This window comes from Kitasatospora sp. NPDC059599, assembly GCF_042735125.1.
In the GTDB taxonomy this organism is placed as follows: domain Bacteria; phylum Actinomycetota; class Actinomycetes; order Streptomycetales; family Streptomycetaceae; genus Kitasatospora.
In genome coordinates this window covers 33,874-56,369 of sequence record NZ_JBHWCL010000048.1, presented here as the reverse complement: position 1 = coordinate 56,369, position 22,496 = coordinate 33,874, and the positions used below count along the sequence as shown (strand labels likewise).

15 protein-coding genes are annotated in these 22,496 nt (G+C 71.4%); 8 read left to right on the top strand and 7 right to left on the bottom strand.

Annotated elements, in window-relative coordinates:
* Window positions 1–143: 143 nt before the first annotated feature.
* The 6 genes from ACFV04_RS18735 to paaK form a co-directional block, all read right to left on the bottom strand.
* Window positions 144–416, bottom strand: a complete 273-nt coding sequence (locus tag ACFV04_RS18735) for a hypothetical protein (RefSeq protein ID WP_380530256.1) — start codon at window positions 414–416, stop codon at window positions 144–146.
* An 81-nt stretch (window positions 417–497) separates the two neighbouring features.
* The gene (locus ACFV04_RS18730) at window positions 498–1,169 is read right to left on the bottom strand and encodes a class I SAM-dependent methyltransferase (RefSeq protein WP_380530253.1); all 672 of its coding nucleotides are present in this window, start codon (window positions 1,167–1,169) and stop codon (window positions 498–500) included.
* Between the two features lie 31 nt (window positions 1,170–1,200).
* Complete coding sequence (locus ACFV04_RS18725; protein ID WP_380340602.1) at window positions 1,201–2,469, bottom strand: sugar ABC transporter permease; 1,269 nt, start codon at window positions 2,467–2,469, stop codon at window positions 1,201–1,203.
* Window positions 2,470–2,540: 71 nt separating this feature from the next.
* The gene (locus ACFV04_RS18720) at window positions 2,541–3,320 is read right to left on the bottom strand and encodes an ATP-binding cassette domain-containing protein (RefSeq protein WP_380340520.1); all 780 of its coding nucleotides are present in this window, start codon (window positions 3,318–3,320) and stop codon (window positions 2,541–2,543) included.
* A 71-nt stretch (window positions 3,321–3,391) separates the two neighbouring features.
* The gene (locus ACFV04_RS18715) at window positions 3,392–4,522 is read right to left on the bottom strand and encodes a sugar ABC transporter substrate-binding protein (protein ID WP_380340517.1); all 1,131 of its coding nucleotides are present in this window, start codon (window positions 4,520–4,522) and stop codon (window positions 3,392–3,394) included.
* A 264-nt stretch (window positions 4,523–4,786) separates the two neighbouring features.
* Window positions 4,787–6,121: a phenylacetate--CoA ligase PaaK gene (gene paaK / locus ACFV04_RS18710; RefSeq protein ID WP_380530249.1), complete on the bottom strand. Its 1,335-nt coding sequence runs from the start codon at window positions 6,119–6,121 to the stop codon at window positions 4,787–4,789.
* 319 nt (window positions 6,122–6,440) lie between these two features.
* Here paaK and ACFV04_RS18705 point away from each other — a divergent pair, with 319 nt between their 5' ends.
* The 3 genes from ACFV04_RS18705 to ACFV04_RS18695 all read left to right on the top strand — a co-directional run bounded on the left by ACFV04_RS18705 (window position 6,441) and on the right by ACFV04_RS18695 (window position 9,932).
* Complete coding sequence (locus ACFV04_RS18705) at window positions 6,441–8,060, top strand: hypothetical protein (RefSeq protein WP_380530246.1); 1,620 nt, start codon at window positions 6,441–6,443, stop codon at window positions 8,058–8,060.
* A 122-nt stretch (window positions 8,061–8,182) separates the two neighbouring features.
* A complete protein-coding gene (locus tag ACFV04_RS18700; protein ID WP_380530243.1) occupies window positions 8,183–8,524 on the top strand; it encodes a hypothetical protein in 342 nt (113 codons plus the stop codon).
* A gap of 244 nt (window positions 8,525–8,768) precedes the next feature.
* Complete coding sequence (locus tag ACFV04_RS18695) at window positions 8,769–9,932, top strand: ROK family protein (RefSeq protein WP_360262997.1); 1,164 nt, start codon at window positions 8,769–8,771, stop codon at window positions 9,930–9,932.
* A gap of 327 nt (window positions 9,933–10,259) precedes the next feature.
* Here ACFV04_RS18695 and ACFV04_RS18690 read toward each other — a convergent pair whose 3' ends face one another.
* Window positions 10,260–11,033 (bottom strand): GntR family transcriptional regulator, encoded by a 774-nt coding sequence (locus ACFV04_RS18690; protein WP_360262999.1) that lies wholly within the window; start codon window positions 11,031–11,033, stop codon window positions 10,260–10,262.
* Between the two features lie 309 nt (window positions 11,034–11,342).
* On the opposite strand from ACFV04_RS18690, the gene ACFV04_RS18685 reads away from it, so the two are divergent.
* The 5 genes from ACFV04_RS18685 to ACFV04_RS18665 all read left to right on the top strand — a co-directional run bounded on the left by ACFV04_RS18685 (window position 11,343) and on the right by ACFV04_RS18665 (window position 22,438).
* Window positions 11,343–12,146: an exodeoxyribonuclease III gene (locus ACFV04_RS18685; RefSeq protein WP_380530240.1), complete on the top strand. Its 804-nt coding sequence runs from the start codon at window positions 11,343–11,345 to the stop codon at window positions 12,144–12,146.
* An 804-nt stretch (window positions 12,147–12,950) separates the two neighbouring features.
* Window positions 12,951–14,456, top strand: coding sequence for a DUF2397 family protein (locus ACFV04_RS18680; RefSeq protein WP_380530237.1), 1,506 nt, complete (start codon window positions 12,951–12,953; stop codon window positions 14,454–14,456).
* 77 nt (window positions 14,457–14,533) lie between these two features.
* Window positions 14,534–15,775 (top strand): DUF2398 family protein, encoded by a 1,242-nt coding sequence (locus ACFV04_RS18675; protein WP_380530234.1) that lies wholly within the window; start codon window positions 14,534–14,536, stop codon window positions 15,773–15,775.
* Window positions 15,768–21,149, top strand: coding sequence for an SbcC/MukB-like Walker B domain-containing protein (locus tag ACFV04_RS18670; RefSeq protein ID WP_380530231.1), 5,382 nt, complete (start codon window positions 15,768–15,770; stop codon window positions 21,147–21,149). The genes ACFV04_RS18675 and ACFV04_RS18670 overlap by 8 nt, the downstream gene beginning before the upstream one ends.
* Window positions 21,149–22,438, top strand: a complete 1,290-nt coding sequence (locus ACFV04_RS18665; RefSeq protein ID WP_380530228.1) for a DUF2399 domain-containing protein — start codon at window positions 21,149–21,151, stop codon at window positions 22,436–22,438. The genes ACFV04_RS18670 and ACFV04_RS18665 overlap by 1 nt, the downstream gene beginning before the upstream one ends.
* Window positions 22,439–22,496 lie beyond the last annotated feature (58 nt).

Genomic DNA, 22,496 nt, shown 5'->3' with positions numbered 1-22,496 from the left:
GCCTGTTTCCGCCACAGGGATTTCCACTCCCGGGACGGCCCGCACCAGTACGGCCCTCTCGGCTAACGGGGGCGCCGCCCGCCCCGGCCCGTCAAGCGGGCGGAGCGGGCGGCGGCGAAAGCGCAGCGGGAACACGGCGACCCTCAGAAGTGACGGCCGGCCTCCCGCTCGGACTTCTCGATCTGGTCGATCCGGCGCTGCAGCTGGTCGGCCTGGGCGCGGGCCTTGCACGCCGCGTCCCGCTCGCCCTCGTGGTCCAGACGGTTGGCCTTCTGACGGAGGTCCTGGACCTGCTGGCGCATCTTGTTGAGGTCAACGGTGATCGAGGCGGCCGCCGCGGGCTGGGCGGTGGCGACCTTGGCGACCGTCGCCAGGGCGCCCCCGGCCAGGGCTGCGGTCAGGACGCGCCCGGGCACCGCACCCGCACCGAAACCCCACCGCTGCGGCGCGGGTCGAACGCGCCGACAGGTCGGACGCCCCGGCGGATCGAACGCCCGTCAGCCGAGCCGCCACACCGTGGTGGTCTTGACGGCTGTGTCCTCCAGGTCGGCGACCACCGGCACCTGGTAGGCCGCGACCGCCGTGAACCGCTCCCGCGGCAGGTAGGCACGGCCCGGGTCGCCGACGATGACGGTCGCGCCGCGGGCCGCCGCCCGTTCCAGGAACGGCAGGAAGCGGGCGGCCATGGCCCGCTCGTAGAAGACGTCGCCCGCGAGCACCACCTCGGCCGGGGCGCCGTCCCCGTCCACCAGGTCCACCAAGGCGCCCTCCACCCGCACCCCGTTGGCCTCGGCGTTGAGGCCGATCGCGGCCACCGCGTAGGCGTCGATCTCGGCGGCACGCACCGAGGCCGCGCCGCGCAGCGCGGCGGCGACCCCGACCAGTCCGGAACCGGCGGCGACGTCCAGCACCGTGCGGCCCGCCACCAGGTCGGGGTGGTCCAGCACGTAGCGGCTGACGGCCACCCCGCCCGCCCAGGCGAAGGCCCAGAACGGCGGCGGAAGTCCGGCCCGCCCGCGCGCCCGCTCGGTGGTCTCCCAGAGGGCGATGGCGTCCTCGGCCATGTGCAGGCTGATCTCGGACACGAAGGGGACGGGCTTCAGCTCGGTCACACGCCGGATGAAGGCGAGGTCCTCGGCCGGCTGAAGAGTGCGCAGCTCACTCGGCATGTCCCGCAGCATAGGGCCAGACGGGGTGGGCTCAGGCGCGACCGGCCGCCTTCTGGGTGCGGCGGGCCAGGGAGTCGACCACGACGGCGGCCAGCAGCACCGCACCGGTGATCATGAACTGGATGGCGTTGCTCAGGCCCTGGATGTTCATCCCGGACTGGATCGAGCCGATCACCAGCGCACCGAGCAGCGCCGACCAGGTCTTGCCGCGCCCGCCGAAGAGGCTGGTGCCGCCGATGACGGCCGCCGCGATGGCGTTCATCAGCAGGTTGCCGCCGCCGGAGGTCTGGCTGGCGGACTGGATCTGCGCGGCCAGGAAGAGGCCGCCGACCGCCGCCATGGTGGAGCAGATGGTGAAGACGGTGATCCGGATCCAGGCCACGTTGATGCCCGCACGCCGGGCGCCCTCGATGTTGCCGCCGAGCGCGAAGACCTGCCGGCCGTAGGTGGTGCGGCGCAGCACGAAGTCCAGCACCACGATGAAGATCAGGAAGATCAGCAGCGCGAGCGGCAGCCCCTTGTACTGGTTGAGCGTGTAGGCGGCGAGGAACGCCACGATGGCCAGCAGGACGGTCCGCAGCACGATGTCGGTCATCGGCCGGGACGGGACGCCCGCGGCCTGCCGCCGGCGGGTGTCGAGCAACTGGGAGAAGACGAACAGCAGGACGCCGACGAGCGCCGCCCCGTACGCCGCGGCCTGCTGGCCGTAGATGGTGCTGTAGAGCCGGGAGACGATGTCCGTGCCGGGGAGGTTGACGGTGCCGGTGCTGCCGAGGATCTGCAGCATCAGACCGTTCCAGCCGAGGTTACCGGCGAGGGTGACCACGAAGGCCGGGACGCCGACCTTGGCGAAGAAGACGCCCTGGATGCAGCCGACCACCGCGCCGCCGACGAGGGCGGTGATCAGCGCGAGGTACTGGTTGACGCCGTCCGAGACGCTCAGGACGGCGTAGATCGCGGCACACAGACCGCTGACGGAGCCGACCGAGAGGTCGATCTCGCCGAGCAGCAGCACGAAGACCACGCCGATCGCGATCATGCCGGTGCCGACGATCTGCTGGGACAGGTTGGAGAGGTTCTGGGCGGACAGGAAGCTGCTGTTCAGGCTGCCGAACACGGCCCAGATCACGATCAGCGCCAGCACGACCGGCAGCGAGCCGAGTTCACCGCTGCGCAGGCGCCGCCGGAACTCCCCGACGTAGCCCTTGACGCCCTGCTGGCGCACGATCAGCCGCGGGTCGACCACGGGGGTCGCCCCGGGGGCGACCGGCTCGGGGGCGTTGACGCCGCCGGTGGGCATGCTGTCCTCGGGCAGCGGGGTGTGGCGGTGTTCGGGCTCGCCGCCCGGGGTGCCCCCGGGATAGTTCTCGCTCACTCGGAACCCTCCTGGCCACGGGCCTTGCGACGGGTCACGGCGTTGTCCGTGGCGCCGGTGATGGCCGAGATGATCTCTTCCTGGTTGGTGTAGTGCTTGTCGAAGACGCCGTTGTTGCGGCCGAGACGCAGCACCGCGACGGTGTCCGCGACGGCCATCACGTCCGCCATGTTGTGGCTGATCAGGATCACGCCGTGGTCCTGCTCACGCAGCCGCTCGACCAGGTCGAGCACCTGGGCGGTCTGCTCGACGCCGAGGGCGGCGGTGGGTTCGTCCAGCATCACGACCTTGGGCGAGCCGATCAGCGCGCGGGCGATCGCCACCACCTGGCGCTGACCGCCGGAGAGCGAGGCGACCGGGATCCGCACGCTGGGGATGCGGATGGAGAGGGTGTCCAGCAGCGTCCGGGAGCGCTTCTCCATCGCGACCTCGTCGAGGATGGTGAAGCGCCGGATCTCGCGGCCGAGGAAGAGGTTCCCGACCACGTCGAGGTTGTCGCAGAGCGCGAGGTCCTGGTAGACCGTCGCGATGCCCAACTGCTGGGCGTCCTGCGGCCGGTGGATGGACACCGGCTTCCCCTGCCACTCGATGACGCCCTCGTCGGGCTGGTGCACGCCGGCGATCGCCTTGACCAGGGTGGACTTGCCGGCGCCGTTGTCGCCGACCAGGGCCACCACCTCGCCGGCGTGCACCTCCAGTTCGATGTCGGTGAGCGCCTGGACGGCGCCGAACCGTTTGGAGACCCCGCGCAGGGCCAGTACGGTCTCACCTGCCACAGTGACCAACTCCCTTGCCCCGCCTCCGTCGTGGAGGCGGGGCCTGTTCGGGTTTCGAGGGGGGACGGCGGCTACTGGAGGCCGGCGGCCTGGCAGGCGGCGGCGTAGTCCGGCGTGCAGATCTGGGCGACGGTGTAGAGGCCGTCCTGGACCACGGTGGTCTTGATGTTGTCCTTGTTGACGACGATCGGGGTGATCAGGTTGGCCAGCGTCTTGTTGTTGCTGCCGTTGGTCGCCGTCGTGGGCACCAGGCTGGGCGCCGGGGTCTGACCGGCGGCCAGGGCGACGGCCATCTCGGCGGCCGCGTCGGCCTCCGGCTTGAACGGCTTGTAGATCGTCATGGTCTGGGTGCCGGCCACGATCCGCTGGATGGCGTCGAGCTGGGCGTCCTGACCGGTGAGCGGGGTGTTGATCCCGGCCGCCTTCTGCGCGGTGGCGATACCGGCGGCCATGCCGTCGTTGGCGGAGTAGATGCCGACCACGTTGGCCGGGCCGATCGCGGTGATGCCCGCCGCGGCCTCCTGGTTCGCCAGGTTCGGGTCCCACTGCGGGGTGTCGTACTCCTTGCCGATCTTCAGCTTGCCGTCGATGGCGCTGTGCGCGCCGGCCTTGAAGTCGGCCGCGTTGGGGTCGGTGGGCGACCCGTTGATCATGATGATCTGGCCCGCGTTGGCCTTGTTGCCGACCGCCGCGACCAGCGCCTGGCCCTGCAACTGGCCGACCTTCTGGTTGTCGAAGGAGACGTACGTGTCGACCGGGCCCTGGGCCAGGCGGTCGTAGGCGATCACCTTGACGCCCGCGTCGTGGGCCTTCTGCACCGAGGACTGGATCGACTTGGAGTCGACCGGGTCGAGGATCAGCACCTTGTCGCCCTTGGTGAGGGCGGTGTCGACCTGGGTCTGCTGGGTCGTCGCGTCCTGGTTGGCGTTGTAGTAGTCGATCTGCGCGTCCGGCGCCAGCTCCTTGATCTTCTGCTCGATCAGCGGGCGGTCGAACTGCTCGTAGCGGGTGGTCTTGGTCTCCGGCAGCAGCAGACCGATCCGGACGGCCCCCACGGAGGCGCTGCCGCTCCCGGCGGCCGCACTGCCCGACGAGCCGCCAGAGCCAGAGGAGGACTGCTTGGCGCTGCCGCAGGATGCCACGCCCAGGCCGACGGAAACCACTGCGGCGACCGCGAGGACGCGGCGAAACCCGATGCTCATGAAGGTGCCTCTCCGGTTGGGTCCACCCCCTTCTCCTCTCCGAGTCTGGGAAGCATGTGCCGCGCCCACGATTCCGGTGGGCCGAAAGGGGTAGCAGGAGTGGCGGCTGGACGCACCCCCGGCCGAACGTCTACATTTCTGTAGACGTCGGAGGCGCGCGGCATCACCCCCCGGACAGCCGCGCGCCTCCGACCTCCTCAGGGCGGCCCGGCCCACGTCCTCGACCCGGGCCCGGGCTCGACTCCGGTCTCGACCCCCGGAGGTTCAGCCCCGCTGGTCCATCACCCGCTTGATCTTCCCGACCGAGCGCTCCAGCGTGTACGGGTCGACCACCTCGACCGCGACCGTGACACCGACCCCGTCCTTCACCGCGCGGACGATCGCCTCCCGAGCCGCGTCCCGCTGCTCGGCCGGCGCGTCCGGCCGGGCCTCGACCCGGACGGTCATCCGGTCCAGCCGCCCCTCCCGGGTGAGCCGCAGCTGGAAGTGCGGTGCGACACCCGGGGTGCGCAGCAGGATCTCCTCGATCTGGGTCGGGAAGACGTTCACCCCGCGCAGGATGATCATGTCGTCGCTGCGCCCGGTGACCTTCTCCATCCGCCGGAAGGCCGGGCGCGCGGTGCCCGGCAGCAGCCGGCTGAGGTCGCGGGTGCGGTAGCGGACGATCGGCAGCGCCTCCTTGGTGAGCGAGGTGAAGACCAGCTCACCGCCCTCGCCCTCGGGCAGCACCTCGTCGGTGAACGGGTCGACGACCTCCGGGTAGAAGTGGTCCTCCCAGATGTGCAGTCCGTCCTTGGTCTCCACGCACTCCTGCGCGATGCCCGGGCCGACCACCTCGGAGAGGCCGTAGATGTCCACGGCGTGCAGGTCGAGCCGCTCCTCGATCTCGCGCCGCATCTCCTCCGTCCACGGCTCGGCACCGAAGATGCCCACCTTGAGCGAGGTGCTGCGGGGGTCGATGCCCTGCTTCTCGAACTCGTCGAGCAGGGTGAGCAGGTAGGACGGGGTGACCATGATGATCTCGGGCTCGAAGTCACGGATCAGCTGCACCTGTCGGGCCGTCATGCCCCCAGAGGCCGGGATGACGGTGCAGCCGGCCCGCTCGGCACCGTAGTGCGCGCCGAGGCCGCCGGTGAACAGCCCGTAGCCGTAGGCGATGTGGACCTTGTGGCCGGCCCGGCCGCCGGCCGCGCGGATCGAGCGGGCGACCACGTCGGCCCACATGGAGAGGTCGTTCTCGGTGTAGCCGACCACGGTCGGCAGGCCGGTGGTGCCACTGGAGGCGTGGATCCGGCGGACCCGGTCCATCGGGACGGCGAACATGCCGAAGGGGTAGCCCTCGCGCAGGTCGGCCTTGGTGGTGAAGGGGAAGCGGGCGAGGTCCGCCAGGCTGCGGCAGTCCTCGGGGTGGACGCCGGCCGCGTCGAACTTGCGGCGGTAGAGCTCGACGTTGTCGTAGGCGTGCCGCAGAGTGGCCCGCAACCGGGTGAGCTGGTGGGCGCGCAGCTCCTCCGGGCCCATCCGCTCACCGGCGTCCAGGAGTCCGGGCGGGATCGGCTCCCCGAGGTGTCGGCGCGGGACGGGTGCGGTGCCGGTCATCATCGCTCCTTCGCTGGTCGGCCGATCCGGAGCGGCCTACCGATCGTTCGGTCAGGCATACTCGGGCCCAGTAATCCAGCCTCCGGACCGGCTGTCAAGGGATCGCGCCGGAGTTCCGGAACGCGGAACTCCGGACTTCCGAATCCAAGGCCCGGACTCCCGGAATGCGAAGTTCCGACGGATTCGCTCCGGCTTCACCCCGACCCTTGGCTGGCCGATATGAAAATCATTACGGAAGCTTGACTCGTACGCGGCATCCCCCGGCCCGGCCACATGGTTCAGTAGTGCGGTTTCTCCCCCGCACCCCGGAGTGATCACCGTGCCCACGACTCCTGCCCTGGTCAGCGCGCTGCGCGAACTCGGCGACCGGCCCGCCGTCGTCGCCGACGGGCGCGCGATCAGCGGCATCGGCCTGCTACTCGGCGTCTCCCCGCCGGGCGGCCTCCCGCGGGCCCTCGCCGAACGCGTCGCCGAACACGCGGCACTCGCCCCCTCCGCCGCCCGCGCCGCCGAGCAGCGACTGCGGTACTGGGCCGGCGTCCTCGGCCCGCCGCCCATCCGGCACACCGTCCTCCACCCCGTCACCGACCTCGCCGTCGACCTCTCCCTCGCCACCCTGCTGGCCGGCGGCACCGTCCACTGCGGCGACCCCGAGCAGCCGCCCGAGGAACAGCTCGCCGCCGTCGCCGCCCACCGCACCACCCACCTCAGCCTGCCCTCCGCCCTGCTCTGGCGCCTCAGCCGACCGACCGGCGCCGACGCCAACGCCGCCGCCGCCGGCGGTGGCGGCGCGGAGCCCGGCGCCCAGGACCGCACCGGCCACGACCCCGCCGGCCACGACCTCAGCGCGCTCCGGCTCGTCCTGCACATCGGCCCCGAACCCCGCCAGGAGGACGTGTACGCCGCCGTCGACGCCCTCGGCGCCGTCCTCGCCCACGTCCGCGCCCCCGACAGCAACGCCGAAGCCGCCGACCGCCGCCTGCGCGCCGCCACCGAAGCCGCCACCGCCGCCGCCTGGAAGCACAGCATCGGCATCACCGCCGAACAGGTCCGCGACTTCGGCGCCCGCCTAGACCGCGCCGTGCTCCTCTCCCTGCTGCTCACCCTCCAGCAGAGCGGCGTCCTCACCGACCCCGGACGCGGGTACTCCGAGGCCGAGGTGCAGGCCACGGCCATGGTCGCCCCCGCCCAGCGCCCCCGCGTCACCCGCTGGCTCGACGCGCTCGCCCGGAACGGCCTGATCACCCGTCACGACGGCGGCGCCCAAGGGCCGCTCTTCCACGGCGGACCCGCCCTCGTCGCCGCCGAGGTCCGCGAATCCTGGCAACCCGTCGTCGAGGCCTGGGCCGACGGACTCGGCCCCGCCGCCCCCCTCGACCGCGTCCGCCGCGGCGCCCTGCGGCTGCCCCGCCTGATCACCGGCGAAGCGGCACCCCACCCCGCCTCCGCACCGGTCCGCTGGTCCACCGCCCGCGGCTACCTCGGCACCGCCCTCGCCACCCTGGTGCGCGCCACCGCCGACGCCCACGACGGACCGGCGCCACTGCGCGTCCTCGAACTCGACCTCGACGGTGTCGACACCACGGTCGCCCGGGCCCTCGCCGCCCGCCCCCGCCCGAGCGCCGACCACCACACCACCCCCGACGGCGGGCGCTACGACCTCGTCGTCGCCACCGCGACCCGGCAACCGGACGAGGAGGCCGCGGCACTCGTCCCGCTGCTCTCCCCCGGCGGCCGGCTGCTGCTCACCGCCCCCACCGCCGAACAGCTCGACCTGCTGATCACCGGCCGCACCCGGCGGCACCCCTCCGCCCACCCGTCCGGACACTGGCAGGCCGCCCTCACGGCGGCCGGCTGCCCGACCGTCCGCACGCTGCCGGAGGACGGGCACCCGATGGAGCTGCTGGGACAGCGGCTGTTCGTGGCCCGGGTGGACTGAGGCGGCGGCCACGGGGGGCCGAGACCGCGGGAGGGAACTTGGCGGGCCAGCGGACGGGGGCGCGGCAGGACAGCCGCCCGGGCACCGCGGCCGTCGGGGCACCGCAGCTACGATCAAGGACCATGACCGCTCCCGCACGTCTCGCCCGGTCCGCCCGGTCCGCCCGCGGCTCGATCGGCTCCCTCCGGTCCATCGGCTCGATCGCCTCGGTGCTGTCGATCGGCTCCGTCGGGTCCGTCCTCTCCGTCGGATCGGTCGGGTCGGTGCTGTCGATCGGCTCGGCCGGCTCCGTGCTCTCGGTCGGCAGCCTGCTCTCCGTCGGCTCGGCCGGCTCGGTCTGTTCCGTGCTCAGCGCCCTGTCGGCCGGCTCCCGGCGCAGCCTCGGCTCACTGCTGTCGACGCGTTCCCGCTGGTCCGTGCGGTCCCGACGGCCCGGGCGCGGGCCGCTCGTGGCCGAGCGGTGAAGTCCGGGTCACGCACCGCCACCCGATCCGTACCATTTCGATACCGAAGCATGGGTGAGCTGCAAGGATTCTCGCCGCCCGGGCCGGTCCCCGGGTAGGCTCCGCTTGTCCTCCGGCCCTCGCGCAGGCGGCCCCCTGCCGCCGTGCCGCGTTCCGGGGACGCACCCCCGCGGGCCACTCGGTGGGCACCGCGCACTCGACACCGCGCGCCAGGGCAGTCGCGCGAACGGCGAAGGGCATCGCATTGGCGGATCGGCTCACCGGAGGAGACTCCTCGCTGCTGCGGCGGATCAACGCGGCGGTCACGCTCCGGGCGCTGCGGAACGGCCACTCCGTGACCCTCACTCAGCTCGTCGGCGAGACCGGGCTCTCCCGCCCGACGGTCGAGGGCGTGATCGAGGGTCTGGTCGAGACCGGACTGGTCGCCGAGGTCGAACAGCCGAAGGAGGACGGCCAGCCGGGCACCGGCCGCCGCGGCCGCCCGGCCCGCTGGTTCCGCTTCCGCGCCGAGGCCGGGCACATCCTCGGCATCGAGATCGGCGTGCACGACATCCGCGTCATCCTCGCCGACCTCACCGGCGACGTGGTGGGCAGTCACTTCAAACCGGTCGACGAGACCCTGGAGGCCGAGGACCGGCTCACCGCCGTCCGGACCGCCGTCGCCGAGGTGCTGCGCAAGGCGGGGATCTCCCGCGACAACCTCTGGGCCGTCGGCATCGGCACCCCCGGCATCGTCGACCGCGAGGGCACCATCCGGCTCGGCACCGCGATGCCCGGCTGGACCGGCCTCGACCTCGGCGCCCGGCTGCGGCGCTCCTTCCGCTGCCCGGTCATGATCGAGAACGACGCCAACCTCGCCGCCATCGCCGAACACTGGCAGGGCTCGGCGCTCGGCGCCGACGACGTCGTCTTCGTGATGGCCGGACTCAGCCCGGGCGCCGGCTCCCTCATCAACGGCAAACTGCACCGCGGCTACGGCGGCGCGGCCGGCGAGATCGGCGCCCTGCACCTGCTCGGCCAGGAGGTCACCCCCGAGCGCCTGCTGTCCACCACCGGCAAGCCGCTCAACCCGCTGGACGAGGCCGCCGTCGCCCGCGTCCTGCGGCTGGCCCGGGAGGGCGACGAGGTCGCGAAGGTCGCCATGGACCGCTTCCTCACCCGCCTCGTCCAGGGCGTCGCCGCGCTCGTCCTCGCCATCGACCCGCAGCTCGTGGTCATCGGCGGCTGGGCGGCCGGCCTCGACGGCGTCCTCGACCCCCTTCGCGAACGCCTCTCCCAGTTCACGTTGCGCGCCCCCGAGGTCGCGCTGGCGGCCCTCGGCTCGGAGGTCGTGGCGATGGGCGCCCTGCGCGTCGCCCTGGACCACGTCGAGGAGCAGCTCTTCGCGGTGGACCCGCCCCGGGCCTGACCCCGACGGGGGACGGCGGGGGGCGGGGGCGCGGGCGTCCCTGGCCGGCTCTTCCGCCTCCCCCGCCGCCTCCCTCGCCACCGCCCTGCCGGGGCCCGAGGACAGCAGCCCCGACCGCGGTGGCCCCGACCGCCGAGGGCCCAACGGCAAAGGCCCGGAGGCCGGTTGGCGCCCGGGCCTCGACCTGAGGGTTTCCGGAAAGTGGTTCAGGGGTGGTGGGTCGGAAGGCCGCACATCAGGACACGCCCTCTCAGGACGTGGCCCCTCAGGACGCGGGCCCCTCAGGGGCGCGCTCCCTCGGAACGCGCTCCCTCGGAACGCGCTGCCTCAGGAGGCGGAGCGGACCTCGGTCGTCCCGGCGACCGGGGTGACCTCGACCAGCCCGGTCTCGCCGAAGGTCAGCTTGCAGGTGTCCGCCCGGTAGGTGGCGACGGCCAGGGCGGCGAGACGGCCACCCGCGGCGTACTGGGTGGTCAGGACCAGCACCGGGGAGCCCGGCGGGCGCTCCAGGAGGGCAGCCTCGGCGGCCTCGGCGACGCCCAGCTCGACCGAGCGCGACTCGCCGTCGACCTCCAGCCGCTCCAGCTGGCGCAGCACCGAACGGGCGCGGTCGCTCTCGGCGCGGAAGCCGGGCAGGTGCGGCAGGGCGGCGGCCGGGACGTGCAGCGACTCGGTCGCCATCGCCCGCCCCTCCACCATGCGGACCCGGCGGACGGTGTGCACGGTGGCGCCCTCGGCGATCCCGAGGCCCTTGGCCAGCTGCGCGGTGGCGGGGGCGGTGGTGCAGTCGATCGTCCGCCACGACTGGCTGCGGGCGGTGCCGGGCCAGCCCTCCTCCTGCCGGTTGACCGGGACGCCGACCCGCGGGGCAGCGATCAGGGTGCCGATGCCCCGGCGGCGGACCAGCCGGCCCTCCAGCTCCAGCTGGTCGAGCGCCTGGCGCAGCGTCGCCCGTGCCACGCCGAAGCGGGCGGAGAGGTCGCGCTCGTTGGGAAGGACCTGACCGGTGGAGAACTCCGAGTCGATGGCCCGCAGCAGCACGGTGCGCAGGTGCCAGTACTTCGGCTCCGGCACCGCAGAAAGCTGTCCTGTCGTCCCCACCGCGTCCTCCACCTGTTGTTCCGTCCGCCCTGAGACAAGGAGGGCGGATGCCGGGCCCGCTGTCCGCTGTTGCGGCAGGTGGGAGAGCGGGCTTTATCCGTCCTTCTTTATTAAAGGTCCTTGCAGTAAGCGACCCTAGGTGCTCCGTCCGGAGATGGTCAAGACCAATGACGCGGCCCGGTGCGACTGTCGCACATATTCATGCCGCGTTCACGACAGCTCCTGTCAGTCGCTGCCGCATTCCGTCGGACCCGACCCTGCCGCGCGTCACGATTCGGGTCGGATACGGCCAGTCGGTAGGCTGCCCGGGTGATCGTGGTGACGAGTGTGAACGTGAACGGAATCCGGGCGGCGGCCAAGAAGGGCCTCGTCGAGTGGCTGGCCGGCACCGAGGCGGACGTGATCTGCCTCCAGGAGGTGCGCTCCGAGCCCGAGCAGCTGCCCGTCGAACTGCGCGACCTGGACGGCTGGCACGCGGTCTGGGCACCGTCCGCCACCAAGGGCCGCGCCGGCGTCGCCATCCTGTCCCGACAGGAGCCGCAGCGCACCGTGATCGGATTCGGGTCGGAGGAATTCGACAATTCGGGCAGGTATGTGGAAATCGACCTTCCCGGATTGACCGTCGCCAGCCTCTACCTCCCCTCCGGCGAGGTCGGCACCGAGCGCCAGGACGAAAAGGAACGCTTCATGGCGGAATTCCTCGTCCACCTCACCGCGCTGCGCACCCGCGCCGCCGCCGACGGCCGCGAGGTCGTGGTCTGCGGCGACTGGAACATCGCCCACCGCCCCGAGGACCTCAAGAACTGGAAGGCCAACCAGAAGTCAGCCGGCTTCCTCCCCGAGGAACGCGCCTGGCTCTCCCGCGTCTACGACGAGGCCGGCTACGTCGACGTCGTCCGCGCCCTCCACCCCGACCGCACCGGCCCCTACTCCTGGTGGTCCTACCGCGGCCGCGCCTTCGACAACGACTCCGGCTGGCGCATCGACCTGCATTGTACAACACCCGGCATCGCCGCCAAGGCGATTGAGGCATACGTCGAGCGCGCCGCCACCCACGCCGAACGGTGGTCCGACCACGCCCCTGTCACGGTGGTCTACAACCTGGAGGCCTGACTACGACCAGGAGGCTGAGCCGCCCACTGATCGGCGGCTCAGCTGGGGCCGATTTGCGTGGTCCCCCAAGCGGCCGTCGCCACGCTCCCCACAGAGCACGCGAGCTATACCCGGATCACGATAGGCAGCGCCGTACCTGGCCTGCACCGTGCTCCCGGCGAAAAGGGCCACCATCAACAGGACGGTCGCCCGGCCAGATCCGAGCGGAGGACGCGCCAGACCTCCCAGGCCCGTCGTGCCGCTTTGCGTCGCCGTTGACTCCCCACAAGATCGGCCGGTAACCAGATCCGCGCCTGAGCCCACAGCACGATGGTCACGGCCGCCCTCCACCATCAGGCAGAGCTCCAGATGGCCGGTCACCCTGACGGCTGGCAAAGACTCCGCCGACGACCCCGTCGTCGCCCTGGCCGCCGCACTCGACCGCGCTGACGCCGAACTTGAGCGGACCCCTCGGGGCTTGTGTCGCGCTGCGTAGGCCGACTGGGCCTCAGCCCGGTTGGCGGTGCGGCTGGTTGTGGTCGCGCCGCACTGTTGCCGGTTACAGCCAGGTGGGGAAGGATGCTCCCTTTTTCGGCAGCCCTCCCGCCAGGCATTCGTCGGGGCGGATCGAATCGATGTCAGGCCAATTTCGTTCGCCCTTTTGTTCTATTTCCGTGAATTGTCAGTGCTGCTCCTTATGGTGCTCGATGTCGCTGTGTCGTGGGAGTCGGACACTGGGGCGGCTGTGCCGCGCCCGGCTTCGGCTGATAGCTCGCCTCGGCCATCGACGTGTCCGGGGAGTCGCACTCGAAAGGGCAGCTGAACGTGACCGGTGCCTGGTGGCGCATGCTCGATACGGACCTGTTCGGGGTCTTTGCCGACAAGGACGACGAGCGGAGGGAGTTGTCGGCGGCGGTACTCGGAGCGCTGCTGCTGGCGAGCAGTCGCGGGCCGATGTGGACCTTGTCCGACATTCGCGGGCTCCTTTCCGAGGTCGGATACGCCGATCCAGTCGGCAACGAGGCCCTGTCGGAGGTCGTGGAGAGGCTGACGGACACGGGATATGTGACCCGTTTCCGGAACTACAGCGCCCCGGTCGGCAGCTACGCCGACGGCGGGCGACGGCGGGAGGCGTGGTCGTTGACCCGGGAGGGCCGGGTGATGGTCGCTGCCGTACGGGAGGCCGTGGGGCGGCTCGACCGCACCCTGCAGCTGCCGCCCCGGCTGCTCGATGCCGTGGAGCAGACTCTGCGCGGACTGCTGCTCCATTACAAGGAGGATGCGGGGATGCTCGCCCCTGCCTTGGCGCACGTCAACGCGCATCTGGAGCAGTTGCAGGAGGCGGGTGGTGACTTCTACAGCGCGGTGGGGACGTTGGCCCAGCACGACGTCAGCAACGACGCCGTGTTCGCGACCAGCCGCGAGCACATTCTGCTCGCTCTTCGGCAGTTCGCCCGACGTACCGAGCAGTCCTTGGGGCGTGTGCGTTCGGCCTTCGACGAGCTGAACGCGGTGGGTGTGGCGTCGGTGGTGAGGCGGGCCCTTCCGGGTGCCGGCATCTTGGAGCCCGAGGCTCAGGACAGCTGGTCCGCCGACAGGGAGCGGGAGTTGGGCGACCTCCAGGCATGGTTCGCGCCCAGGGGATCCATCGAGCGTCTCGTGGATGCGGCGGCGGATGCCATCCACGCGCTGCTCGGCGCCATCGACCGCCGTTACTACGCCACGACGCGCGGCAGTGATGTGGGTGCGGACTTTCGGCAGATTGCGCGGATGCTTCACGCGCAGCCGACGACTGCCGCTGCCTATGAGGTGTTCGCGGCGGCGTTCGGAATGTGGCCGGCACGCCACGCGCTCGCGCCGGCCGAGGAGGACATCGCCGTACACGACATCGCGCAAGCCGGCGCCTATCACGAGGTGAAGGTCGTCCTGCGCAATACCGAGCGGGGTGCGAAGTCGACCGGGCGGCCTCGCAAAATCCCTGACCTCGGCCTCGAACGACGCCACGGAGAGGAACAGAACGACGCGGAGCTCAACCGTCTCGAGGCGATCGCCCGCGATCTGGTCACCCCCGGCCCTGTCTCGCTGTCCTTCTTCAAGGGGCTGGCCGCAGACCACACGGCGGTGCTGGTCGGGCTGCTGGAGGAAGCCCTGAACGGTTTCGACGACTCCGCCGGGTGCGGGTCGACCTACACCGTCGGCGCGGCGCTGACCCTGTGGCCCGGCGATCCGGATCAGATGGTGACCGTGGAGTTCGAGGACGGGACCTTGACCGCGCCGGATGTGCTCGTCGAGGTCAGCCTGCTGGACGACGAGGAAGGGGAGGTTGCGTGATGGGCGCTCAGTCTCGCCCTGCGGGCGCCGGCTCAGCCCGAGGGCTGGAGCCCGAGGCCGGCGTCGTGGTGGCAAGGATGCTGCGCCAGCAGATCCATTCCGTCGAGGACGATCCGGAGCTGTTCGGCCTGGCCGCCGCGCACCAGCGGGAGGTGGCCGCCTGGTTCGACCACACAGTCGGGTGGCGCTTCGAGGTCTACCGCTCCGAGGGGCTGTGCCGGTTGTACAAGCGGCGGTCCGACCCGCCGTCGGACCGCGGCCCCGTGGTCCGACGAAGCAAGTCCGGGGAGGTTCCCGCCTCCCCACTGGTCCTGGTGCTGGCCAGCCTGATCTGCGAGCAGTTGTGGCGCAGTACGCAGGCGACCTTCAACGACCTGCAGCGTGCAGTCGTTCAGGCGTGCGGGACCGAGGCGGACCTCGGCCGCTTGCCGCGCTTCCGTCCCGTGGCCGACGCCGGCGAGAAGCAGGCGACCGCAGGCGCCCACAGGCGGGCGTTCATCGACGCCCTGCTGCTGTTGGAGTCCTGGCACGTCATCGAGTCGGACGTCGCCCTGGACCAGCTCGAGCAGGACCAGGGACTCGATCTGGTCATCACGGCGCGCCGCGAGCGCCTTGCCCTGCTGACCGCTTCCGTCGCACCTTCGCTGCTGGACATCGATATCGACCAGCCGGACACCCACGCCGCGGCTCTGTGCGCGGACCAGCAGGACCTGCCGGAGGACGCCCCGGTGAAGGTCCAGGAGAGGCGCCGCAGGCATCTGGCGATGCGGGCCGTCCTCGACGATCCCGGCGTGGTGCCGGACCCCGCGACCGAGGCGGGCAAGTACCTGTCCTCCTACACCGGGCGCGAGCGCGCCCTGAACGCCGCCGCAGCTGGCGGACTCGTGTGCACCGTGCGCCGTGACTGGTGGTCGGTGTCCGACCCGCACGGACGAAGCACCGATCTGACGTTTCCCGCCGGGCGCAGTCTCGAACAGCACGGAGCGCTGCTCCTGCTCGACGCTCTCGTCGGTCGGGACGATCCGATGGACTGGTTCGGCATCGAATGGGCGTCCTCACAGGTGCGGCGGGACCTGGCTGAGCGTCCGTGGTGGGCCCGCCGGTACCAGGGGCCGGGCGGCGAGCGTTCACTCGCCGACGCGAGCATCCAGCAGTTGCTGGCGGCCGGGATCGTGAGCGCCGATCCCCCGCCGGGCTCGGGCTGGCGGCCGACTCCGGCCGTCCACCTGTGGCAGGTCCGGATTTCCCATGCCACCAGCGCGGCAAAGACCGCGACCGTTTCAGGCGTTACCGATGGGCGGGAGAGCCTCGATGACTGAGCACCACCGTACGCTGGAGAGCCTTGCCGGGCCGGGCAGCTCGCGCAGGAAGACGGTCGTCCTGGATCCGCATCCGGGCGCCGTGGGCCGCTGGCAGGCAACCCGGGCCGGTGCCGTGAACTCCTGGCAGTGGAGCGAGGAGCAGTTCCTCTTCAGCGCCGGGTGGCTCGCGCTCGTCGGGATGAACGGCTCCGGGAAGTCCTTGACCGGCGGTGTCCTGTGCCCGACGTTCATCGACGGCGACATCAGCTCCAAGAGTCTGTCGGCCTCGGGCGATGCGGCCGGAACACTCACCAGCATCCACACCCAGGGACGGCCCGGCCCGGCGAAGAGCGGGACATGGTGGCAGGAGTACGGCCGCACCGATCCCGGCCCCGATGGCACCACCTGCACGCAGTGGCTGACCGCCGGCCTGTGGCTCAAGAGCAGCGGCGGCGAGCGCACCTCCCTGGAGCGGGCGTGGTTCCTCGTCCCGGCACGGGTGAACGCCCAGCTGACGCTGGAACGCGACGGCATGCCGGTTGACATCGGTGACCTGGCGAGTCAGCTCGCCCAGTACGGCGGCCTGTTGTTCACCTCCTCCACCTCGCTCGAGAACGCCTGTAGGGAGCACGCTTCGGTCGTGCGCCGCGAGGAGGAGTACACCGAGGCGGTGCGATCGGCGATGTACCAGCCGCTGGACCCGTCCCAGATGGACGCGCTCGGGTCGGTCCTTCGCGCGCTGCGCAGCGTCCAGGCCAACGACAAGATCAGCCCGAGCACGATGCAGGCCACCCTCACGTCGGCGCTGCCGTCGCTGGACGCCAGGCGGGTGCAGACCCTCGCCGACGCGCTGGCGAAGACGGAGCAGCTTCAGGACCGACTGCGCAGCGCCCGAAAGGAGAAGGAGGTCCTCGGCAGCGTTCGCACGGTCTACCGCCGCTACGTCGCAGCTGCAGCCTCCACTGCGGCGGTGGAATTCCGTGACAGCCACGCACGCCACGGCCAACTCGTCGGGCAGCACCGGGCTTTGTCCGAGCGGCAGAGCAACCTTACGGAGAGCCTTCGGGACGCCGGCCAGCTGGTCCGCGACGAAGAACGCCGGTTCGGCCTGCTGGCCCAGACGATCAAGATGTTGGAAGGCCGAGTCGCCGGCCATCCCGGGGCAGACCTCGGCAGCCTCGCGGCCCTCGCACAGCAGCAGGAAGAGCGGGCCCGCACGAGCGCCGGGGAAGCCGGGGATGCCGCCGGTGCGTACCTGGATGCGCAGAACGCGTGCGGTGAAGCGGAACAGGAGGCCGATGAAGCGGTCGGTCAGCTCGCCTTGTTGACGCGGGAGGTCGGCCGTCCGGCGGCCGAGGCCGGCGCGGGTGCCTTCCACGACGCCATGGCCCAGGTGTGCGACCGGCTCGGGGCGTCCCGCACGCAGGAGCCGACTGCTGCACTCGAGCAGGAAGCGAAGAGCGCTCGGGAACAGATGGCCGCCTGGCTGGAGGCTCAGTCCTCCGCGGCAGAGGAGGTGAGCGCGGCCCTCGGAGAGCTCGGTGTGCTGCTCACCGCGCAGGCCGATGTCCAAGAACGGTACAACGGTGCCCGGCAGCGGTCCGAGACCGCCGCCGGGAAGGCCCAACGGCTGACCGGGGAGGCGGAGCTGGCCGAGGAGGACGCCCGCAAGGCGTTGGAGAGGTTCACCGCCGGGTTGGTACGGCTGCCGACTCCGCCGAGTGAACTCGTCGTCGCATCTCAGCTGGATCCGAACGCCATCTACGGCTGGCTTCAGGAGATCTCGGCCGAAGCAGTGGCTTCGCTCGACCTGACAGGTGTGCAGGCGCGGGCCCGGGCGCTGGCCGACGGTGCCGAATCCGCCGTCGCGCAGGCCGAAGCGGCCCGTGTCGCCGCCGCCGAGGCCGGCCGCCGGGCTCGGGACCGGGCGGGCGACCTTGCCGCCGAGGCCGCGAAGCTGGCGCGCATCCCCGCTGGCGTCGAGGAGATGGTCGAGGCCGTCCAGCAGGTCGCCGAGTTCGCCGAGCGTGTGCCCTCGCAGGACACTGCGCCGATGCCGAACGGCCTGGAGGTGACCGTCACCGAACTCGCCGAGGACGCCCGGGCTGAACTCGGCCAGCGGAGGGCACTGCTGCAGGGCGCTGCGGAAGCGCTCGACGCCGCCGCTACAGCGACCGCCCACGCCTCCCGCCTCGGGGACGAAGCCGGCGAAGCGCGGGAGAAAGCAGCCCTGTTGCGGGCCCGCGCCGACGAGCACCAAGCGAACGCCGAGCAGGCAGGCCGATCCTGGGCTGAGGCGACCCGGCGGTGGGCCGCTTCGCTCACAGTCCTGGACCGTACGGTGCTACGGCTGCCGGACGATCAGAGCGTCCCCCGAGCCGTGGACGCGGAAGTCCTGAAGGAGGACACGGCTACGGCCTACCGCCTCGCCTCCACCCGGATCACCGCCGAGCTCACCACCGCGAAGATCGACGTGGCCTCCTGCAAGGCCCAGGTGGAGGGAATCGACGATCGGATCGTCGAAGCCCAACGAAGCGAAGCCGGCCCCGGCCAGCCTGCGTGGCGCCCCGCACGCCACGGCCGGCCGGGTGCATCGCTGTGGGCGGTGGTCGACTTCGCCGGTCATCTGCCCGCCGAGGAGGCCGGCCGGCTGGAGGGTGCGCTGCTCGCCGCTGGTGTTCTGGACGCCTGGGTGTCGCCGGACGGGGAGCTGACGGCGGGCGATGTCGCACTGCTGCCGACGTCCAGGCACGCGGGCCGGACCCTCGCCGATCTGCTGGTGCCCGATCCGGAAGCCCCGATCGCTGCCAGCCGTATCCGCGACGTGCTGGCGTCGATCCGGGTCCTGGAACACGGCGAGGCTCCCACCCCAGGGCAGGCGGCCTTCGCCTCTGACGGCACCGTCCACCTCGGTCCACTCAGCGCCCAGAGCCCCGCTGGCTGGACGCCGCGCTACATCGGCGCGTCCGCACGTGAACGCATGCGCCAGATCCTGCTCGCCGACCTGCGTGCCCAGCGACAGGAGGCAGTCGCTGCGCTCGATGCCACACGCCAGCTGGTCGATGCGCTGACCGAGGACCTGGCCACCGCCGACCGAGAGCGCGTCTTCCCCCACGCAGCGCAGTGGCTGAAACTGGAGAGCACCGCCGCGACCGCCACTGCGGATGCGGACAGGCACGAGGCCATCGCGGACGGGACCGAGACCGACGCGTCCTCGGCGCTGCGCACCGCCGAGGACTCCGACCTGGCTGCGGAGCTGGCGTGCCAAGCCGCTTTCGTGGAACCGTCCACCGGCTTGGTGCGCACCGCCCAGGCAGTGTGCACGGAGCTGCCCGGCCTGGTGATGGCATGCCTCGAAGCTGCCCGCACCGCGCTGGCCGGCACGGCGGCCATGTGTACCTCCGCTCAGAAAGCCGTCACCGTGCAAGGCGAGCACGCCGTGGCCGAAGCCGCCTGGCGAACCGCACAGGCAGCAGCAGCCGAGATCGAGCAGGACCGCAGGAGCCTTCCTGCCGAACTCGCATCGGTCCTGCCCACCAGGACAGCCGCGGCCGAAGGGCTCCGCCGGGCCGCAGAGGCCGCCGACGCGCTCGTCGACGTGGAGCGGGAGGTCGGCCGGCACAGCGCCCTGGTCCACGAGACGAAGACGGCCCTGCACCGCAAGGCCCGTGTCACCCACGTGACCGTTCCGGTCGAGGCCGAGGCTCTTCGCAGCCACCGGCAGACGCTGCGCGATCTTCAGAGTGGGCTCGGGGAGTGGGCCGACCAAGCGATTCGGACGTACTTCACCCTCTCGGCCGCGGCAGGGCATCGCTCGGCAGCCTCCGATGCGGAACGTCGAGCCGGCGCTCTGCGTGAGCGCGCGGAGGACGACGCATCGGCCGCGGAAGCTGCCCGTTACCACTACAGCGAGGAACTGCGCCAGCACGACCAGCCGTACAAGGACCTCCTGGCCGAGCTGGAGAACTCACGGACGGCCCAGGCCGAATTGCGCGTGAACCTGGCCACGCACACGCAGGAGGAAAAGGACGTCGAGGTCGACCTCGCTCTCGTATCGCAGGAGCTCGGCAGCCACGCCGGCATCCTCGCGCAGGCGGCCGACGCGGCCGAGAAGGCGTTGGAGACCGTCCAGGGACTCTTCGACCACGGCCTCGTCGACGAGCTCGCCGGAGCTGAGGCGCTCAGCCGTCCCGAGAGCGCTGCCGACGCCGTTCACACGGTCCGGCTGATCCTCGAACAGCGAGGCTCCTCCGCGGGCCAGAACGCGGAGGAGGCCCGTCTGGCGGAGCAGGCCGCGCGCGGTGCCCTGGAAGGCAGGGTGCGTACGGTCCTGGAGAAGCTGCTGGAGATCCGCCGGCACGTGACCACCGAGGAGGACCCCCGCAGCGGGTGGCGACGTGTCGTCGTCACCGAGCACGGTCACGATCAGGAGACCGGCACCGCCTCTGTCGGTGCCAAGACCCTGCGCCAGGCGCTGTCCGAACTCGACGTCGCTATCACCTCCCTCGAAGAGGACTTCAACGAGCAGGTCCAGACGGAGATCAAGGGGGTCGTCTTCTCCGAGCTCCGCAAGGACATCAACGTCCGGATCCACACCGCCGAGGAGATCGTCAAGGAAATCCGTACCACGCTCACGAAGGTGCGCACCGGCGTCGCCCAGGTCGGGGTGAGGCTGGAGTGGAAGCCCAAGAGCGACGACCCGGTGGCTCGCGAAGCCCTGTCTCTGATCCGTGACGTCAACCACGAGGGCAGCTTCGACCGGATGTACGACTTCTTCGTCGAGCAGCTGAAGAACGAGGAGGGTACCCACCTCACCTGGGCCAAGCGCGTCGAGCACGTCTTCGACTACCGGAACTGGCACACGTGGGAGATCTCGCTGACCCACCGGTCCTTCTCCGACGATCCGACCAGCGCCACCGAGGTCTTCCAGACCGTCAGCGCGCGCCGCAACCCGCTGGCCCGGCTCTCCGCGGGCGAGAAGCGTCTGGCCACCATGCTGCCGCTGCTCGCCGCCGCCCATGCCTTCTACTCCACCAGCGGATACGAAGGCCCGCGGGCGATCTTCATCGACGAGCTGAACGCCGCCCTCGACGCCCCGAACCTGCGCATGCTGCTCGCCCTCCTGCGGACCTGGGACTTCGACGCACTCGTCACGCTCCCCGCGATGCAGCCACTGCTCGTGCCCGAGACCGGCGCAGTCGGAATCCACCGCATCCACCAGAAGAGCAACACCATGCGGTACACCATCCCCAGCATCTGGACCGGGCGCGGGACGCCCCAGACAGCGCGCATCCACGTCGGCGCTCCCCGCCGGCCCGCCGACGACCTCACCGTGGACGCCGCGAACCAGTACCCCGGCGATCTGTTCTCGGCCGCCGGGCAGGAGGACTGATGTCCGGAGACCTCACCGACCTCGACGTCCGTCCGCTGTGGGAGGCGGTCGCCGCCCGCCTCGCGCGCGGGGACGATGCCGCGGCGATCAGGAACGTCACCGCGCCGCTGTCGCGAACCGGCCAGGCGATGGTCGCCGGCTGGCTCACCCGAGGCCGCCGAACGGGCAGTCGGCCTGTCGCCCTACGCGCAACGGGCAATGGCTCTGTCGTCCCGGTCCCGAAGCTGCTTGATGCCCTCGGTCGGACCCCGGATGACCTCCGCGGCCTGGTGGAGGCAGCCGGGGTAGCAATCCCAGACCTCGCTGGCCAGCGCCGGACCGCCGACCAGATGCGCGCGGACATCAACGACTACGCTGCGCGGGCCCTGCCCGACGCCCCGCTGCTGACCGCCCGGCTGCGGAGCTACGGCATCAGCGACGAAACGCTGGAGGACCGGCGTTGGCTCATCGACTCCCTGAGCCGCCTCCGTGAACTCCTGCCGCTGCCACGGCCTGTGACGCTCGCACGGCTGGCCCACCACTGCACCGGTGATCCTCACTACTTCGACCTCAACGACACCGGGCACGGAGACAAGGTCGTTCTCCTCGCCCGCGACCTCCTTCAGGTTCCCCAACCAGACACGCCGGCCGCCGAACGCGCGCTGCTCGCGCGCCTCGGCGTCATCGCGGACCGCCTATCCCAGACAGTCCTCGTGCTCAACGTCGCCGCCAGCGGCGATGGACCCACCGACCGAGCACTGAACCTCGCGTGCTCCGACAACCGCCCCGTCCACGTGACCCTTCACGATCTGACCGCCCACCCGCCCGCCCTCGACAGCAGCCGGGCCTGGCTGGTGGTGGAGAACCCGTCCGTCGTCGATGAAGCCCTCATGCGGGGCACCGACCAGCCGATCGTGTGCACGTCCGGAACACTGACCGCAGTGGACCACACCCTCCTGGCCCTCGCCGTCGACAACGGCGTCCCGCTGGAGTACTCCGGCGACCTGGACCCCTCGGGGCACGCGATCGCCGCCGCCGTACAAGCCCGGTATCAGGCCGCGATCCGGTACATGGACGAGGCGGCGCGGCTCGCCGTCGACGCTGGCTCACGCTTCGGGTCAGTTCTTCTGCCTGAGCAGAAAGGTGCTGAGCGCGAAGGCGACTCTCCTGCGAAGACACCGACCGAGCCCACGGCTGGCAGCCAAACCCAGCGGGTCATCTTCCAGGAGCACTCCGTAATCTTGGATCTCCTCCTGGGGCCGAGCGCCGGCGATCCGTTGTCTGTGCCACGCCAAAGACACTCGTTGTGAGCGCCGCCCGGCCCGTAGGCATGCTTCTCCTGCAGGTTGTCCCGCTCGGCGCTGGGCG

Coding starts and splice junctions, on each gene's coding strand:
- ACFV04_RS18665 (WP_380530228.1), top strand. CDS start 21,149: ATGTCCGGAGACCTCACCGACCTCGACGTCCGTCCGCTGTGGGAGGCG.
- ACFV04_RS18730 (WP_380530253.1), bottom strand. CDS start 1,169: ATGCCGAGTGAGCTGCGCACTCTTCAGCCGGCCGAGGACCTCGCCTTC.
- ACFV04_RS18715 (WP_380340517.1), bottom strand. CDS start 4,522: ATGAGCATCGGGTTTCGCCGCGTCCTCGCGGTCGCCGCAGTGGTTTCC.
- ACFV04_RS18700 (WP_380530243.1), top strand. CDS start 8,183: ATGACCGCTCCCGCACGTCTCGCCCGGTCCGCCCGGTCCGCCCGCGGC.
- ACFV04_RS18675 (WP_380530234.1), top strand. CDS start 14,534: ATGCTGCGCCAGCAGATCCATTCCGTCGAGGACGATCCGGAGCTGTTC.
- ACFV04_RS18670 (WP_380530231.1), top strand. CDS start 15,768: ATGACTGAGCACCACCGTACGCTGGAGAGCCTTGCCGGGCCGGGCAGC.
- ACFV04_RS18725 (WP_380340602.1), bottom strand. CDS start 2,469: ATGCCCACCGGCGGCGTCAACGCCCCCGAGCCGGTCGCCCCCGGGGCG.
- paaK (WP_380530249.1), bottom strand. CDS start 6,121: ATGACCGGCACCGCACCCGTCCCGCGCCGACACCTCGGGGAGCCGATC.